Origin of the sequence: Methanobacterium sp., assembly GCA_030017655.1 — an archaeon.
GTDB lineage: Archaea > Methanobacteriota > Methanobacteria > Methanobacteriales > Methanobacteriaceae > Methanobacterium_D.
The window spans coordinates 1-311 of sequence record JASEIM010000039.1 but is presented as its reverse complement, the minus strand read 5'-3'; the positions used below and the strand labels follow the sequence as shown (position 1 = coordinate 311).

The following is a 311-nucleotide window of genomic DNA, read 5'->3' as shown; positions in this document are numbered from 1 at the left end:
CAAATGTACTTTTACATAAAACAATAATAATAAACATAAAATTATTTGAGCAGGTAACCATGAAATCTACGGCAAATAAAGATGATTTTAATCGTTTTGGGAACAATACTTTTAACCGTTCCTCCCAATCTAATCATCCTAAATTATCCGACCCAAATATTTACGTAGTTATACCTGCCTATAATGAAAGTAAATTGATTGGGAATGTTATAGAAGAAATTAAACCACGGAATTTTAATATTATTATCGTTGATGACGGATCTACAGATGAAACTTATAAAATTGCCCAAGATTCATTGAAAAACTATAAT

Annotated in this window: 1 protein-coding gene; it reads left to right on the top strand. The window is 28.3% G+C overall.

Annotated elements, in window-relative coordinates; genetic code table 11:
* Window positions 1-59: 59 nt before the first annotated feature.
* Window positions 60-311, top strand: a 252-nt coding sequence (locus tag QMD61_11035) for a glycosyltransferase (GenBank protein MDI6725169.1), incomplete at its 3' end; no start/stop codon positions are given.